The sequence below is a fragment of the Pseudarthrobacter siccitolerans genome (assembly GCF_030823375.1).
Classification (GTDB): domain Bacteria; phylum Actinomycetota; class Actinomycetes; order Actinomycetales; family Micrococcaceae; genus Arthrobacter; species Arthrobacter siccitolerans_A.
In genome coordinates this window covers 2,136,547-2,152,283 of sequence record NZ_JAUSXB010000001.1, presented here as the reverse complement: position 1 = coordinate 2,152,283, position 15,737 = coordinate 2,136,547, and the positions used below count along the sequence as shown (strand labels likewise).

The following is a 15,737-nucleotide window of genomic DNA, read 5'->3' as shown; positions in this document are numbered from 1 at the left end:
TTATGACTTCCACCCGGGTCCCGGCACGTCAACGCCTCCTTGAGGCGGCAGACAGGTTGTTTTATGCCGAGGGTGTCCACACGGTCGGCATCGACAGGGTCATCGAAGAGGCGGGCGTTGCCAAAGGTTCGCTCTTCTACAACTTTTCGGGCAAGGAAGAGCTCGTCGCCGCCTATCTCGCTGGCCGCGACCAGCGCCGGCGCGACCGAATCGCACGGTACCAGCAAGGGCTGGAAGACCCCGTCGAGAAACTGCTGGCCATGTTTGACAGCCTGCAGGAAGCCGTCACTGAGCCCGGCTACAAAGGCTGCGCATTTGCGAATGCGAATGCGGAAGCACTCCCGGACAGCATGGAGGCCAGGGCGCTGCGTACTTTCCGCGACTGGCTCAGCACCATGATCCTGGCGCTGTGCCAGGAAGCGGGGTTCGATGATCCCGCTGGCGTAGCCGCCCGCCTGGAGCTCCTCTACGACGGAGCGGTGGCCAACTCACAGCTTGATGCGCATACGGACGCGGTCCGACTGGCCAAGGAACTCGCTTCGATGGTCCTGAGCGCTTCACCAAAAGCGTCTCAGTAAGCCGCCGGCGCGAGGAACAGGAACACGATCGTTCCGATCCATGCGCGTGCGGGAGAGCCTGACCGGGCCATGAACGTCAGGCTAGCCCAAGCTGCTCCCTTTGGGGCAGTCAGCCCGGGTTGGGCAACCCGCAGAGTTCCCCGCAGTTCTTGTCAGGCGTGCGTTGTACTCGTGGGCCGGCGGTGCCGGCCTGCAAACGTGGGAGGCGCAGGCTGGGGGATTTTGGCGGGATCCGCGCCGGGACGTCGTCGTCGTAGTTCCAGGGCGAGTGCTTCCTGCCCGCGGGCCATGGCCCAACGGTGGTTCGCGGAGAAAGCGGGCTTGAGCAGCCAGCTCAGCCGGCGCAGCAGCGGTTTCGACGTACTGACCCGCCAGTCGTAGGTGACCACCGTTTCCGGCCCGTCCTGTTCGAACGTCCAGCGTCCGGTGCCGTTGAGGTCACCGTGGGCCGAGAGGGCGAGCGCTTGTTCCGTGACGGGCTCGGTGACAGTGAGCTGCCATTTGAGGGTGTAGGGCAGCCAGCCCTTGGTGCGCAGGGAGAACGCCTTGCCAGTCCCATCCGGGTTGCCGGGATCCAGCGGCACAACGTCCAAATACACGGAGGGCCACCAACGGGCCAAGGTTCCGGCATCACCAAGAATGTCCACCACCTCGTGCGGGGTACCGGCCACGCGCCAGACGGTCAGGAATTCGTAGTCGTTGCTGCTTTTCGACTTGCCGGCCATTGTTGCCTCCAGGGCAAGGTTCGATAGTTGACCCACAGTACTCACGCCGTTGCATGTGGTCAACGGCCCGGTTCCGCAGGCTTTAACGGGATGCTTGCGAGGGCTCAGCGCTTGTCCTCCCAGCCATCAACACAACTAAACTCGGCCACTTAGACTGCACCCATGACTGAAACTGAACGAGTCACCGTAGATCCGGTTTTCGAAGCTGCCTACGAAGCCGCGCAAAAGAGCCTCCGGGAGGGCGGCATCCCGATCGGCGCTGCCTTGGCCCGCGGCGGAGAAGTGATAGCCAGCGGGCACAACGAGCGTGTCCAGAATGGTGACCCGATCGCCCACGGCGAGATGTCTGCACTGCGCGTTGCCGGCCGCCAGAAGAGCTACCGGGACATGACCCTTTACACCACCCTGGCACCTTGTGCGATGTGTACCGGGACCATCATCCAGTTCAAGATTCCGCGCGTGGTGGTGGGCGAGGCAGAGACGTTCCCCGGCGAATTCGACCTTCTGCGATCACGTGGGGTCGAAGTAGTGGTCTTGAACGATGACCGGTGCGTTGACATGATGCGCACGTTCCAGAATGAACACCCTGAACTGTGGGCGGAGGACATCGCCGAGTAATCAACTGCACAAAGGCGCCGATCCAGCTGCCTCCCTAAGACCCCAAAACCTTGCCACCGGCGGGGTAATTCGAGGCTTACTCGCACCCGTGGACAACCGCAGCGGGCAGGCCTATGCTGACTGCGCTGGGACCCGGACGACAACGACGGAAAGGGTTCGAGATGGGAATTCAGGAAGACGCCGCAGTGGTGCGGCGCGGTTATGAGGCCTTCAACGCCGGCGATGTGGAGGGCCTTCTGGGCCTCTTCGCCGACGATGCGGTCTACCGTGTGGGCGGCACCAGCGGCCTCTCCGGCGATAAACAGGGCCAACAGGCCATCATGGGCTATTTCGGTGAATTGTTTTCCCGGTCAGACGGCACGGTCAAAGTTGACCTGCAGGACGTTATCCCCGGGGAGCGTCACACGGTGGCCCTGCAAACCGCTCAAGCAGAGCGGAACGGGAAGTCGATGAAACAGAACGGCGTCCTCGTGTTCACGCTGAGAGACGGGAAAGTCACGGAAGTCAGCGAGTTCCAGGAGGACACCGCCGTGGCCGCCGACTTCTGGGCCTGACACGAGCAGCGCTCCGGGCCGGCCGCAAACCGCAGCCGGCCCGGACGCGTCTGCATCAGATGAACTTAGCTCAGGTCGAAGCGGTCCGGCTCCAACCTTCAGGGTTCACAGCTACGCCAGGGCTTTCCGGAAAGCGGCCGCCAATGCGCTGCGGTGCTCCTCCAGCCAAGCGATCCGCTGGTCTTCCAACCGGATCTTCGTGTAGTCATTGTCGGAGAGCCTCTCGCCGTGCCGTGACCGGCTGAGCCGTCCCAGGCCGCGCTTCAACCGTTTGGCCTCCAGCAGCAGCGGCAGCGCCTCGATCTCTGCCTCGGTGGGCCGCAAGTCCCGGCTGTATGCGGCCAGCAGGTCAGTGACCCGGCCGAGGTCGAGGGCGACCTTATTGTCGGCTTCGCCTGGTCGGGTGTAGACCTTGCCGACGTCGTGCACGGCGACGGCGAGGTCCAGGACCCGCACGTCCGCGTGGGCACTGTCGAAGTCCAGGACGCCCGCTACCTCGCTGCCGTTGAATACCAGGCTGCCTCGTCGGGCGCCGCCGTGCACCACCATCCGGGGCAGGTGCGGCAGGACTGCGGTTAATTGTGCGACCAGGTGCGCGGTCCGGTTTCTCAGGGCCGGCTCTACCCCTTCGTCATTTGCCCGCGTGCGCAACTCAAGCAGCACGGCGGGTTCGGCCACTGCCGCTGGAAGGTCGGCCACGGTCTGGTGGTACCGGGCAAGTGTTCGTCCCATAGCCTGCACATGCGCCGGCGATGCATCGATGAACGGTGTCCCTTCGACTCCCCGCGTTGCGATCCATAACCGGCCGTCCAGCTCGGCATGGTCCTTGCCGGAGGTGGCCGGGGCCACCTCCGGTGCGGGGAATCCCCGCTCCCGGAGCAGCCGCATGAGGCGGAGTTGGCGGGCGAGTTCCTCATGCGGTTTGGACCGGTACGAGCGGCGCAGGTAGTGGACACCATCCGTGGCTTCAACGCGCAGGTGCTCGTTTTTGCCGCCTGCCACCGGGGCAACTGAGTTCCAACCACCCAGTGGCCACAGACTCGCGAGCTCGGACAGCGGGAGCTCCGCCCCGGCACGGTCCAGCAGGACGCCCATGGTCGACGTCATGCGCCTGCCCGCCCTTCTGCCACCCTGTAGAACTCCTCCCGGTAACGTCGGAAGACATCGTTTGCACCGTTGTGCCAGTCGGCGGCCCCGTTTTTCACGTCGCGGTTGAGGCTGTGGAATATATACCGGCACCAGTGGAACCGCAGGTTTCGCAGCCGTTCGACGCCGGCTGCCTCCCGATACGCGCCGAGGAAAGCGTCGCACGGCTGGTCGGCGCGGGAAATGTCGCCGGTGGCTGAGTGAACGCCTTGGCGGAGCCGGTGGAGGAACTCGGCCACATCGCGGGCGGGGTCCGCCGGGGCGCTGCGGTCGAGGTCAATCACCGTAACGGTTTCCTCGGTCAGAAAGACGTGGATCGGCCGGTACTGCCCGTGGCTTTGGGCATGGACGCTGTCCACGGTGTCATGGGTGAGGTCGTCCAACCGTTCGAGCATGCCCAATGCCACCTCAGCGTAGCCAGGACGGTCAGTCGCCACTCTGACAAGGCGTTTGGCCAGGCTCGTCAGTTCCCCTGTCACGAGTAGGGAGTGTGGGGCCCCGACCCGGAGATCCACCTTATGCAGGTGGGCCAGCCATGATCCCGCGCGGGCGCAGCCCTCGGTGAGTTCAGCGCCGTCGTCGAGCACTTCCGACAGTGCTTTGCCCGGGGCTCCCCGGCACAGCAGGACCTTTTCGTCCCCGCACCACGCCAACGGCTCGACAGCCTGGAACGGGGAGCCGGCCCCCAGCCCGGCGTTGCGCATGGCCTGCAATTTTGCGTGCACGGCAGGGCCATCCTCGAAGGGGAACAGCTTGGCGAAAACAGGGGGGCCGTCGTCGAGATTGATCTCTACAGTGGCGGCCCCCGATCCGTCCAGCTGAATCACCTTTGTTGTCCACGTGCCTCCGTCCGAGGCGCCCGGAACAGCCGGAATCAAGTGTGGGCGGACATAGCGGTTGAGGAACTCCGGTGCACAGACCCGTTCGGCACGATTGACCTGCTGCTCCTTGATATCGCGGTGTTGGGACGGGATTTGGGTGCGGTTCATGCGTCCTCCTGTACTCGGAAGGGGTTATGGGTAATCCAGTGAACTCGTGCGCCGGACGGTACATGCGTCCTGCTACCGGTGACGCCAGCTATCAAGTTGGTGGGGTCCGGCTGGGTGCTGTGCCCGGTCATGGTCGGCTTCCTCTCAGGTAGGTAGTGGGCTGGTCAGCTTCGACTTCGGACTGTGGTGAGGGGTGGCGCCCATTGCCGTGGCTGGTGCCGTTCCATGCGGGGCGTAAGCCGGTGATGCCCTGCAGACGGCACATCTCGGCATACAGGCCGCCGCGGGCGATGAGCCTGTGGTGGGTACCGCGTTCCACTACCCGGCCCGCATCAAGGACGACGATCTCGTCTGCTGCCATGGCCGCGGCCATGCGATGCGTGATGATCACTGTGGTCCGCCCGGATGCCACGCGCAGGAGGGCCTCCAGCAGCGCGTGCTCGGATTGGGCATCCAGACCCGTCGTCGGTTCGTCGAGCACGAGGACCGGGCAGCCCTGCAGCAATCCGCGCGCCAGTGCCAACCGCTGTTTCTGGCCTCCGGACAGCGTTGCCCCGCGCTCAGCCAGCACGGTGTCGTAGCCGCGGGGCAGCGCCTGCACGAAGTTGTGGGCCTGGGCCGCGCGGGCTGCGTCCTGGACCTCTTCCAGCGAGGCATCGGGCCGGCCGTACGCAATGTTCTCCCGTACGGATGCCCGGAACAGCACGGCGTCCTGGGTAACCAGCCCCACTTGGGTGTGCAGGCTGGCGCCAGTCAGGTCACGCAGGTCCGTCCCGTCCAGGAGGACCCGGCCGCTGGTGGGGTCCTGCAGCCGGCACATAAGGGCAGCGATTGTGGACTTCCCGGCCCCGGTGGGTCCGACAACTGCCAGGGTGCTGCCCACTGGGACCGTCAGGTCCACATCCCGCAGGACGGGGCGGTCGTGGGTGTAGGAAAATCCGACCCCGTGCAGGCTCAGCTGCTTCCGGGGTGGGCCGGCGGGAAGGGCACCGGGTTTGTCCTGGATGTCAGGGCTGCGCCGGAGGGTGTCGGCGATGCGGGCCGCGCGCACGCCGGCTCGGGCCAGCTGGGCGGGCAGCTTGGACAGGGCGCGTGTTGGGCCGAAGAAGTCACGCAGGTAGGAGGTGAAGATGACCAGGTCTCCTGGTGTCAGCGCGCCTTTGAGCACACGCTGGGCTCCAAGCCAGATCAGACCTGTGGTGGCTACAGCCACCACAGCGTCCACGGCGGCGCCAAATGCGGCGCTTGTCCGCGCCGAGCGCAGCACAGCAGTGACTGCGGCATCGGAGTGGCGACGGAAGCGCTTGGACTCGTCATCTTCCCGTCCTGCGGCCTTGACCAGCTTGATCGCTACCAGTGACTCCTGCGCTACCGCTGCCAGGTCGCCCTCGCTGTCGCGCGCGTTTTCCTCCACTGTGCGGATGCGGGCTCGAAAGCTGGACACCGTGAGGAGCAACAGTGGCAGCACCAACAGCAGCGCCAGGCTCAGTTGCCAGTCCATGACCAGCAGCACCCCGGCCATGCCGGCCAGTGTGAGCACGTGCGTTGAGGCGTCAACGAGCGTCACGGTAAGCAGTGCCCGCACCTTGTCGACGTCTCCAGTCAGGCGGGTGGTCAGTTCACCTGTTGGTGTCCCTTCGTGATACGCAAGGGGCAGCCGCTGCAGGTGATCGTAGAGCTTGGTACGGATTGATGCCGAGACGCGTTCGCCGACCACGGTGAGGATATAGCTTCGGGCTGCGCCGACCAAGGAGTCCAGGACGGCGATGCCGGCCAGCGCCGCGACGACCAGGACCAGGATGTACTGGATGTCCTGGCTGGTGGGGTTCCCGGTGGGCAACAGCACTTCGTCGAAGAGATACTTCAGCGGCCATGGCTTGAGCAGCGCGATGCCCGTCCCGGCGACCGCGAGCAGCGCGGCCAGCAGGCAGCCGGGCCATTGCGGGCGCAGGAACGGTCCGAAGGTACGCAGGATCATGTGGGCCTGCATGACGGGAATAGGAGTGCCTGCCGCAGAGATGGGAGTCTGGCGCCGGCTGGTTCGTCTCACCGGGACCTCCCTCCCGCGGCGGCGCTCACAGCCCGTTCCCAGGCGTCCAACCAGTCAGGGACGAACGAGGAGTCCCTGACCGGGCGAACTACGAGGCGGTAGAAAAGGACCTCGGCGAAGGTGCGGGCAACGTAGGCGGGGACGGACCGGACTGCACCTTCATCGCCGCCGGCAGCCGAGTAGTCTTCCAGGAACGCGTCCACCCAGGGCACGGCGGCCGTCAGGTTTCCGTGCCGGGAGGCGCCCATGGTCAGGGTCTGCCCGATGAAATGGCCGAGGTCCCGCCCGGCAGGGGCCCATGCGGCGCGATCGAAGTCGATGACCACGAAACGGTACCGGTCCAAGTGGATGTTCTTGGGTTGGAAGTCGCCGTGTGTGAGCACGCGGGGCCCGTCGGTCCTGGCCAGCTCCTCAATGGTGGCTGCGGTGAGCTCTGCCACTCTCGCGGCCGCCTTGGGCAAGAGCCCGGCCAACGCCTCGGCATACTGGGCCAGCTTGAGCCGCTCGAAGTCTGCCGCCAGGTCGGGCGCATGAACGCCCCTGACGTGGTGCAGGCGGGCCAGCCAGCGCCCTGCCCGGCCGGCTTCGGGCGCGGCCGTTCGTGGGTCGCCGTCCAAGAGTGAATGCAGCGTGGTGCTTGGGGCCTCCTCTTGCGCGAGAAGCTGACGCGACGGGTCAAACCCGTATGGCGCAGGAACCCTGAGTTCTGCCTCATCGAAGCCGGCCTGACGCAGGCTCCTGAGCAACCGCCATGCCTGCTCGCCGCCGCCGGCACGGTAGCCCTTGCCGATCACTGCGAGCAGAGTGGAGGTGCCGGACCCGGAGTCAAGGGCTACGGTCCACCGGACAACGGGCCGGCTCCGGGAGGCATGCACAACCGAGCGTGTGAGCACTTGCGCCCGTCCCGGAGGAAGGGCATCAAGCGGTGGCGGCGAGGCGAGCAGGGACTCGGCAATCGCTTGCCGCTGGGCACGTGCATCAATGTCAGGGATTGGTGCGCTCACGCTCGGTCTCCCGTCAGCTCGCCTGCGGCCAGGGTGGCGAGCCGTTCCCGGCCCGACTTCACCATTTCCTGGGCGGCCTCCTCGTCAATCTCGCCGAGGCCGATGAGCAGGTGGAAGGAGCCTACTTGCGCACGCAGGCTGATGAGGACCCCGTGCCCCGGGTCCGGTGCTTCCGGGTCGCACCACGCGCTGTCTTCGTCGTCGGCCAGCGCTACCCATACCTGGGTTGCCCTGCTGGAGGCGCCCTGCCAACTGGTTCCTCCAGTACGCTGCAGCTCTGCCACGCCATGGCGGAGCAAACGGTAGTAGTCCGGCGACAGGCACGTATGGATGCTGATTCCGTCTGCCCCCGCAGGCAGGTCGTAGGCCACTAGCAGGGCAGGGGCAGCATCATCAAGGACCGCGGTTTTGCACAACCCGAACAGAGGGCTGTCCTCCTGCACGTTCCTCAGCTCCGATACGATGATTCCGTCCCCCCAGTGGATGCTGACGTCGTATCGGTCGTGGACGCCTCCGCCATCGGCAAGGCCGCCGGGGTGGTTGGCTGGCACGTCCATGTAAGTGTTCAGCTCCTCCTGGCGGTTCCAGTCGTCAGTAGGGTTGCCGATTACTAAAACGCCCCCGTTAGGGCCCCGATACGCCAGGTAGACCAGCCGGCCGCCATGCTTCGGGGCGAGCACCGCGAACAGGTGCTCGTTTCGCAGCACCAGCTCCTCGACGCCGTCGTCGTCAATGTCAATCATTTCGGCCTCCAGCGGGCGGACCTGCCGGCCGAACCATCCGGCGGCGGCGGCCAACACGCAGGCGGCCCGCACATGGCTGGCCACAGCCTTGGCCCAAGGGGCCGGCAGCCGGTCGGGGTGGTCAATGTCGTGCCATGCCGTCTCATACCCGGAAGCAAGCACATGCTTCCAGGCAAGCGCCGTCAGCCGGGGTTCTGCGCCCGCCCGCTCTGCGTCGGCCACTACACGGCGGGCCCGGGCGAGGTGCTCCTGGTAAGGGGCCCACGCTTCGTCCTTGCCCCAGCCGCTGTAGTCTTCGCCCGCGTGCCAGTCCTTGGCCAGCTCCACGAAGGTCCCGCGTTCCACAACCCGGACAGCCGGGCTCCTCCGGCGCTGGCGAAGCCACGATGACAGGTCCACAGGTAAAAGCTTGGGCTGGGTGGCAAGCCAGCGCAGGAACTCCTCATACCGGCCGAGGGCACTGGGATGCCACGGCCCCACTCCCGCGCTCTTTTCCATGTCGTCCGCGTAGACCAGGATGCTGTCATCACCGGGAGCCATTGGAAGCTCGGCAGCCCGGGACAGGCTACGCCAGTGGCTCCTGTCATCAGGAGGAATCCAGTAGCGCAGCCGGGTCGACATCGGCACGATCTGCAGGCCCTTGCCGCCCTTGATACGGTATGGGCGAAGGGCATCCGAAGGAGGAGGGCTGGCCGGGTCAGCGCCATCAAATTCAAGCCTGTCGCTGACGCCGTGGGCACCATCGGAGGGATACAGCAGCCGATCATCGAGCAGGACGTAACGATATCCGCCATTCGGCAGCCGAGGGTCGGTCAGGACCTTGGCAAGGCGGTCCGTATCCCACACCCGCTCAGGAACCCAGCAGATCTCCAGATCGCCGGGTGCGCACCCGAGGTGGTGCCGGTAGAGCCAAAACAACTCCTGCAGTTGCCGCCGGTTGTATTCCCTGCCGAAGGCGGTAAGGACGTTTTCGGAGTATGTCCCGCCCATGAGTGAGACCAGGCCGACGTCGCGAAGCCGGCGGACCTCCGCCAGGAACCAAGGGTGGTGCCAGGCTGCGGCTTCAATCAGTGTCCCGGACAGGTGGAGGTTCAGCGGGACGCGGTACTTCTCGTGCAGCCGCAGCAGCGCACTGTACCCCCTAAGCAGTGAGGTCAGGCCCTCCCGGTCCTGATAGCCGTCGGTAATCAGGAACTGATTGGCATGGTGGACGAGCGCCAAGGGAAGCGGAGCGGAACCCGGCCTCGGCCGGAGTCCCGGCTGGCTGGTCTGTTCGGTGCCCCGGCTGACCTCGATGATATTGCGTGAGTGCAGGGCCTCCTCGTACACGGCCACATACTCACGCGCAGGCATCCGCCAGGAGAAGTCTGCCCTCATTGCCCTCCGCTGGAGATGGTTCATTTCGGGCGTCCGTGAGTAGAGTGCCAGTGCGTTGTCCACAGCCGACAGCATGGACGTGACGCGGCGTTGCACGAAGACGAACCCCAGTCCTTCGGCCGGATCCTCGACGTAATCGGTCACGGTGTCGGCGAGGCCGCCGGTGCGGCGCACGATGGGGATGGTGCCGTATTTCAGGGCGATCAGCGGCGTCAGCCCGCACGGCTCGAAAACGGATGGCGCAAGGAAGAAGTCACTGCCGGCGTAGACCTGCCGGGCCAGGGATTCACTCGACGTGGGATGGTAGCTCACGCTTCCGGGGTAACTCCGGGTGGCCGACTGCAGTTGGCGCCGGTACCGGGGCGCACCCTCACCCAGCACCACCACCTGGGCTCCCCGGGCGACGAACTGCTCCAAAGCGGAAGTCAGCAGGCTGATCCCTTTCTGGGATACCAGCCGGGCCACCATGCCGAAGACCGGTCGGTCTGGAGCGGGCTCCAGGTTGCTGAGCTTCTGCAGGACTTTCTTGTTCGCGCCCTTGCCTGCGATGAAATCGCCGTTGTAGCGGGTGTCAATCCACGGGTCCACCCCGGGGCTGAACTCGTCGTAGTCGACGCCATTAAGGATGCCGCGGGCGGCGCCCCTGCGGGCCCGCAGCAGCCCGTCCAAACCCGCTCCCTGGGCCGGGGTGAGGATCTCCTCCATGTAACGGGGACTAACGGTGTTTATCCGGTCTGCGAATGCGATGCCCCGTTCGAGCAAGCTTCCGCCCTGCGGCAGTCCTATCAGCTGGTCGGTCGCGGCCCCTACAGGCCCCTGATAGGCGATGTTGTGGATGGTGAAGACGATCCCGGTTCCTGCTAGCGCCTGCCTGTGCAGTCCCTGCCGGACTTCCTGCGCCACGAGCCCGCAATGCCAGTCGTTGCAGTGAATGATGTCCGGAAGCCACTCTCCCTGGGCAGCCAGCGCTGTGACTGCTTTGGAGAACAGCACAAACGGCATGACGTCGTTGTCCTGATAGCTGTACGGTAACTCCCGGTCGAACCACCCCGGAGCGTCAAGTGCGATTACGTCCACTCCGCCCAAGGACGGGAGCCGGCGAACAATGACGCGCTCGGCGATCGGACCCAACGGCACATCGATCGTCAGCACCGGGCTGCCTCCGAGGCCCCTGTAAGCCGGAATCACCAGACGGACGTCAAAGCCCAGCCGGGATAATCTCTTCGGCAGAGCACTGCTGACGTCAGCCAGTCCGCCCACCTTCATGAACGGGTACGCCTCGGCGCTGGCGAAGAGCACCCGTTGCAGCGTGAGGGCCGGGGCAGTGAAAGCGCCCTCCGGCGGTTCCACCTTGAGGAGGACCCCGTCCCTGGTCCCGTTGGCGGGGACAGACGGATCAGTAAGCATCGGGCTGGCATCCTGGGCGCAGAATCACTCCGGTTATTCCGGTGCGGTTCGTCTTCGAGCCAACATAAAAGCCTGGGCGGAGGAACCGGGTCATGATCGCCGTTCCCATCATTGATCGGAACGGCTCCACCGCCAGTTCCGATTACTGGGAGGCCTTGTTCAGGCTCACGGGCGCCATGGCTGTAGGAGAATGCTGAGTTGCCACCCACAACCCGGCACGTCCCCAGGTATCGCGGGGACCGAACCGGCCGCGTAAGAGCTGAGTCACACGGCCAGACACGACTCTGCTTTTCGACGAATTTCCCATCGCGGACAAGCGAAACCACGCCCATTCTGGCATAGGGAACTGTGTGTCCTCAACGGAGAATCACCCCTATTAAAGGGCAAGAACCCCCCACAATTCGGGCAACCTCCCCTATTTTGCGGGCAATCACCCTACTTGAAAACGGCATGATGAGCAATCCGGGCCGGCCGCAGGAAGCAGCCGGCCCGGACGCAGTCTTCAGTAAATCGAACTTAGCCCAGGTCGAAGCGGTCCAGCTCCATGACCTTGACCCAGGCCGCCACGAAGTCGTTGACGAACTTCCCTTTGGCGTCGTCGCTGGCGTAAACCTCGGCCAACGCCCGGAGCTGGGAGTTGGAGCCGAAGACCAGGTCCACTGGTGTGGCGGTCCACTTCAGTTCTCCGGTGGAGACGTCGGTGATCTCGTAGACGTTCTCCTCCGCCTCGGACGCTTTCCACTTGGTGCCGGGGGAGAGCAGGTTGACGAAGAAGTCGTTCGTCAGGACCTGAGGCCGGTCGGTGAGGACTCCGTGGTTGGAACCGCCCACGTTGGTGCCGAGGGCGCGCATGCCGCCAACCAGCGCTGTCATTTCCGGCGCGGAGAGGTCCAGCAGGTACGCCTTGTCCAGCAGGAGAGTCTCCGGCGGGAGCTTTCCGCCGGGGCGGACGTAGTTGCGGAACCCGTCCGCCCGCGGCTGCAGGTACTGGAAGGACTCGACGTCGGTCTGCTCCTGGGCGGCGTCGGTCCGGCCGGGCCGGAACGGCACTGTGACGGGGAACCCGCCGTCGTTCGCCGCCTTCTCCACCGCGGCACAGCCGCCGAGGACGATCAGGTCCGCCAGCGAAACCTTCTTGCCGTTGGCCTGGGCGGAGTTGAACTCCTGCTGCACCCTCTCGATCGCCTGCAAAGCCGTGGACAGCTGCTCGGGTTCGTTGGCCTCCCAGCCGCGCTGGGGCTCCAGCCGGATCCGTCCGCCGTTGGCGCCGCCGCGCTTATCGGTCTTGCGGTAGGTGGACGCTGCCGCCCACGCGGTACTGGCGAGCTGCGAAACAGACAGCCCGGAGTCCAGCAACTTGGCCTTAAGCGACGCAATGTCCTGCTCACCGATCAGCTCGTGATCAACGGCCGGGATGGGGTCCTGCCAGAGCTGGGGCTCCGGGACCCACGGCCCCAGCAGGTGCGGGCCCACCGGACCCATGTCGCGGTGCAGCAGTTTGTACCAGGCCTTGGCGAACGCGAGCGCGAACTCGTCCGGGTTCTCCAGGAAGCGCCGCGAGATCTCCCCGTAGATCGGGTCGACGCGCAGCGAGAGATCCGTGGTGAGCATCGTGGGCCGGTGCTTCTTCTCCGGGTCGTGTGCGTCCGGAATGATCTTCTCGGCGTCCTTGGCCACCCACTGCTTGGCGCCCGCGGGGCTCTGGACCAGCTCCCATTCGTGCCCGAACAGGATCTCGAAGAAGCGGTTGCTCCACTCGGTGGGCCGGTCGGTCCAGGTGACCTCCAGGCCCGAGGTGATGGTGTCCGGCCCCTTGCCGCTGCCGTACGTGCTGAGCCAGCCCAGGCCCTGCGCCTCGAGGTCGGCGCCCTCCGGCTCGGGGCCCACATGGGCGTCGGCATCGCCGGCGCCGTGCGTCTTGCCGAAGGTGTGGCCGCCGGCGATCAGCGCCACGGTCTCCTCGTCATTCATGGCCATGCGCTTGAAGGTTTCGCGGATGAACGCTGCGGCCGCGAGCGGGTCCGCGTTGCCCATCGGCCCCTCCGGGTTGACGTAGATCAGGCCCATTTCCGTGGAGCCGACCTCCTCCGACATCTGGCCTTCGCCGATGTAGCGCTCGTCGCCGAGCCAGGTGTCCTCAGGTCCCCAGAAAATCTCCTCGGGCTCCCACACATCCTCACGGCCGAAAGCGAAGCCAAAGGTCTGGAAGCCCATCGACTCCAGGGAGACGTTGCCTGCGAGGACCAGCAGGTCCGCCCAGGAGAGTTTCTGGCCATACTTCTGCTTGACCGGCCACAGCAGCCGCCGGGCCTTGTCGAGGTTGGCGTTGTCCGGCCAGCTGTTCAGCGGCGCGAACCGCTGGCTGCCGTCCCCTGCACCGCCGCGGCCGTCGTGGACACGGTAGGTGCCGGCGGCGTGCCAGCTCAGCCGGATCATCAGGCCGCCGTAGTGGCCGAAGTCCGCGGGCCACCAGTCTTGGGAGGTGGTGAGGACCTGCGTGATGTCCTGCTTGAGCGCCTCAACGTCGAGCTTCTGGAATTCCTCGCTGTAGCTGAACGTGGGGCCCAGCGGGTTGCTCGCCTGACCATGCGTGTGAAGAACTGAGAGATCCAGCTGGTTGGGCCACCAGTCGGCGACAGTCCGCGGGCGGTGCCCCTTGGGCTGCGGCGAATCGATCGCCGGGTTCTCACTCTCGCTGCCGTGCGAGGTAACGCTGTCATGGGCCACAGGGCATCCGCCCTCAGCCTTGGTGTCCAGGCCCTGGGCGCTTCCGGGGGTGGGAACCGGGGGATGTTCCTGGGGATCGGTCAATGTGCTTCCTTCCATCTGGCCGAGGCCGTGGTCGGACTCGGGCGGCCGGTTCAACCCTCCTATGTAACCATGAGCGGGAAGCCCGGGGGAGGGGCCCGGCACATGCTTGCCGGTGCTTAACGGAAGAGGACGACGGCGGGAAGTCCGCCGTCGTCCTCTCTGCCCTGGGTGCCACTCACGTCAGCCCCCAGGACGGTATGAGTTAGCTCGCCGTCACGCTCTCGCGGGCGATCGCGGGCTTTGGCGATTCCGCGCCAGCCTTGTTCGCTTCGAGGTCATCAAGGGACTTGCCCTTGGTGTCGGGGGACAGGAGGGTGGCCAGCGCCGCGACGGCGCAGATGCCGAACGTGGTCAGCCCGATGACCATGGGGACGTTGGTGGATCCCGGCGGGGCGATCGCGGTGAAGATGCTGGGGAAGAACGATGCGATCATGAGGCCGAGATTCTGCGACACCGCGAACCCGGTGACGCGGATCCGCATGGGGAACTGCTCCTGGAAGAACGTTGCGAAGGTGGCGTTCCACATCTGGAAGAAGATGCCCTGGACGATCACGATGCAGACGAAGACCAGTGCGAGGCTTCCCTGCTCGATGGCCCACAGGTACCCGCCGGCGAGCACACCGCCGCCGATGCCGCCAGCCACCATCAGCATCCGCCGGCCGATCCTGTCGGACAGTGCGCCGAACAGCGGGATGGTCAGGACGGCGGCCACGTTGGCCACGAGGGTCACCCAGAGGAATTCGCTGCTGGTGAAGCCGTTGCCGTAGCCCTTCTGGGTGGCGTAGGAGACACCGAAGATGAGTGTTGCCATGCCCACCACGTTGGTGAACGTCATGATGACGCAGCGGACCATGACCCAGGGGTGGCTGCGTACGAGGTCAACGATCGGGAACCGGGGCTTCGCCTTACCCTTTTCCGTCCCCGCCAGGTATGCGGGCGGCTCCTGCACGCGGCGGCGGATAAGGTAGCCGGCCAGGATCACGAAGGCGCTGAGCAGGAACGGGATGCGCCAGCCCCAGGCCTGGAACTGGTCGGCGGGGAGAATGGCCGACAGGGGAAGCAGGACGGCGGTGGCCAGGATGGAGCCCACCTGCGTGCCCTGCAGGCTGAAGCTTGCGAAGAAGCCGCGCTTGGCATCGGGGGAGTGCTCCACGATCATCGCGCTGGCTCCGCCCAGTTCACCGGCGACGGCGAACCCCTGGATCAGGCGGAGGATCACCAAAAGGATCGGAGCCAGGGCACCGACCTGTCCGTACGTGGGCAGGAGTCCGACGGCGAAGGTCGCGAAGCCCATCAGCAACATGGCAAAGACGAGCACCTTCTTGCGGCCGTGCCGGTCACCGTAGGCGCCCAGGACAACCGCGCCTACAGGACGGGAAACGTAGCCGACGGCGTACGTGGCCAGCGAGGCGATGATGGCCACGGTCTTGTTCTCGGACGGGAAGAAGATGGCCGGGAAGATCAGCGTCGCGGCCAGGGAGTACAGCGCGAAGTCGTAGTACTCAAGTGCGCTGCCGATCCAGCCGCTCATGGCGGCCTTCTTCGGGTCCCGCCGGCCGGTGCTTACTTCCGGGATGGAGCGGCTTTCACCGGGGATGGTGCTCATTCGATGAATTCCTTCGTCGTCATTGGCAAGGAACCGGATCTGTTCTGTTCCGGATGGTCAAGGTGATCTTGACGGTTCCAGGGCTTGGAAAGCCCTTTCCCTTGAATCGATTCATTAATCATAGAAGGT

General features: G+C 65.5%; 11 protein-coding genes. 3 read left to right on the top strand and 8 right to left on the bottom strand.

The genetic code is table 11. The features are described from left to right. The first annotated feature begins 2 nt into the window (after positions 1 to 2). A complete protein-coding gene (locus tag QFZ36_RS10080; RefSeq protein ID WP_306636054.1) occupies positions 3 to 578 on the top strand; it encodes a TetR/AcrR family transcriptional regulator in 576 nt (191 codons plus the stop codon). Positions 579 to 730: 152 nt separating this feature from the next. On the opposite strand, the gene QFZ36_RS10075 is transcribed toward QFZ36_RS10080, so the two are convergent. Next, positions 731 to 1,303, bottom strand: coding sequence for an SRPBCC family protein (locus tag QFZ36_RS10075; protein ID WP_306639160.1), 573 nt, complete (start codon positions 1,301 to 1,303; stop codon positions 731 to 733). Positions 1,304 to 1,465: 162 nt separating this feature from the next. On the opposite strand from QFZ36_RS10075, the gene QFZ36_RS10070 reads away from it, so the two are divergent. Both QFZ36_RS10070 and QFZ36_RS10065 read left to right on the top strand, forming a co-directional pair. After that, positions 1,466 to 1,921: a nucleoside deaminase gene (locus QFZ36_RS10070; protein WP_306636052.1), complete on the top strand. Its 456-nt coding sequence runs from the start codon at positions 1,466 to 1,468 to the stop codon at positions 1,919 to 1,921. A 161-nt stretch (positions 1,922 to 2,082) separates the two neighbouring features. Continuing rightward, positions 2,083 to 2,475, top strand: coding sequence for a nuclear transport factor 2 family protein (locus tag QFZ36_RS10065; protein ID WP_306636050.1), 393 nt, complete (start codon positions 2,083 to 2,085; stop codon positions 2,473 to 2,475). Between the two features lie 111 nt (positions 2,476 to 2,586). Here QFZ36_RS10065 and QFZ36_RS10060 read toward each other — a convergent pair whose 3' ends face one another. From QFZ36_RS10060 to QFZ36_RS10030, 7 genes are all read right to left on the bottom strand, one after another. Beyond that, positions 2,587 to 3,582 carry a phosphotransferase enzyme family protein gene (locus QFZ36_RS10060; protein WP_306636049.1) on the bottom strand — a complete coding sequence of 332 codons (996 nt, stop codon included), beginning with the start codon at positions 3,580 to 3,582 and terminating at the stop codon, positions 2,587 to 2,589. Then, positions 3,579 to 4,610 carry a phosphotransferase family protein gene (locus tag QFZ36_RS10055; RefSeq protein WP_306636047.1) on the bottom strand — a complete coding sequence of 344 codons (1,032 nt, stop codon included), beginning with the start codon at positions 4,608 to 4,610 and terminating at the stop codon, positions 3,579 to 3,581. Before QFZ36_RS10055 ends, QFZ36_RS10060 begins: the two co-directional genes overlap by 4 nt. Positions 4,611 to 4,737: 127 nt before the next feature. Continuing rightward, the gene (locus QFZ36_RS10050; protein ID WP_306636045.1) at positions 4,738 to 6,660 is read right to left on the bottom strand and encodes an ABC transporter ATP-binding protein; all 1,923 of its coding nucleotides are present in this window, start codon (positions 6,658 to 6,660) and stop codon (positions 4,738 to 4,740) included. Next, the gene (locus QFZ36_RS10045) at positions 6,657 to 7,664 is read right to left on the bottom strand and encodes an aminoglycoside phosphotransferase family protein (RefSeq protein ID WP_306636043.1); all 1,008 of its coding nucleotides are present in this window, start codon (positions 7,662 to 7,664) and stop codon (positions 6,657 to 6,659) included. Before QFZ36_RS10045 ends, QFZ36_RS10050 begins: the two co-directional genes overlap by 4 nt. Further along, a complete protein-coding gene (locus QFZ36_RS10040) occupies positions 7,661 to 11,191 on the bottom strand; it encodes a glycogen/starch synthase (RefSeq protein WP_306636041.1) in 3,531 nt (1,176 codons plus the stop codon). Before QFZ36_RS10040 ends, QFZ36_RS10045 begins: the two co-directional genes overlap by 4 nt. Positions 11,192 to 11,707: 516 nt before the next feature. Then, positions 11,708 to 14,017 (bottom strand): catalase/peroxidase HPI, encoded by a 2,310-nt coding sequence (gene katG / locus QFZ36_RS10035; RefSeq protein ID WP_373427034.1) that lies wholly within the window; start codon positions 14,015 to 14,017, stop codon positions 11,708 to 11,710. Between the two features lie 187 nt (positions 14,018 to 14,204). Continuing rightward, on the bottom strand, positions 14,205 to 15,608 hold the full coding sequence (locus tag QFZ36_RS10030; protein WP_306636037.1) for an MFS transporter: 1,404 nt from the start codon (positions 15,606 to 15,608) through the stop codon (positions 14,205 to 14,207). Positions 15,609 to 15,737 lie beyond the last annotated feature (129 nt).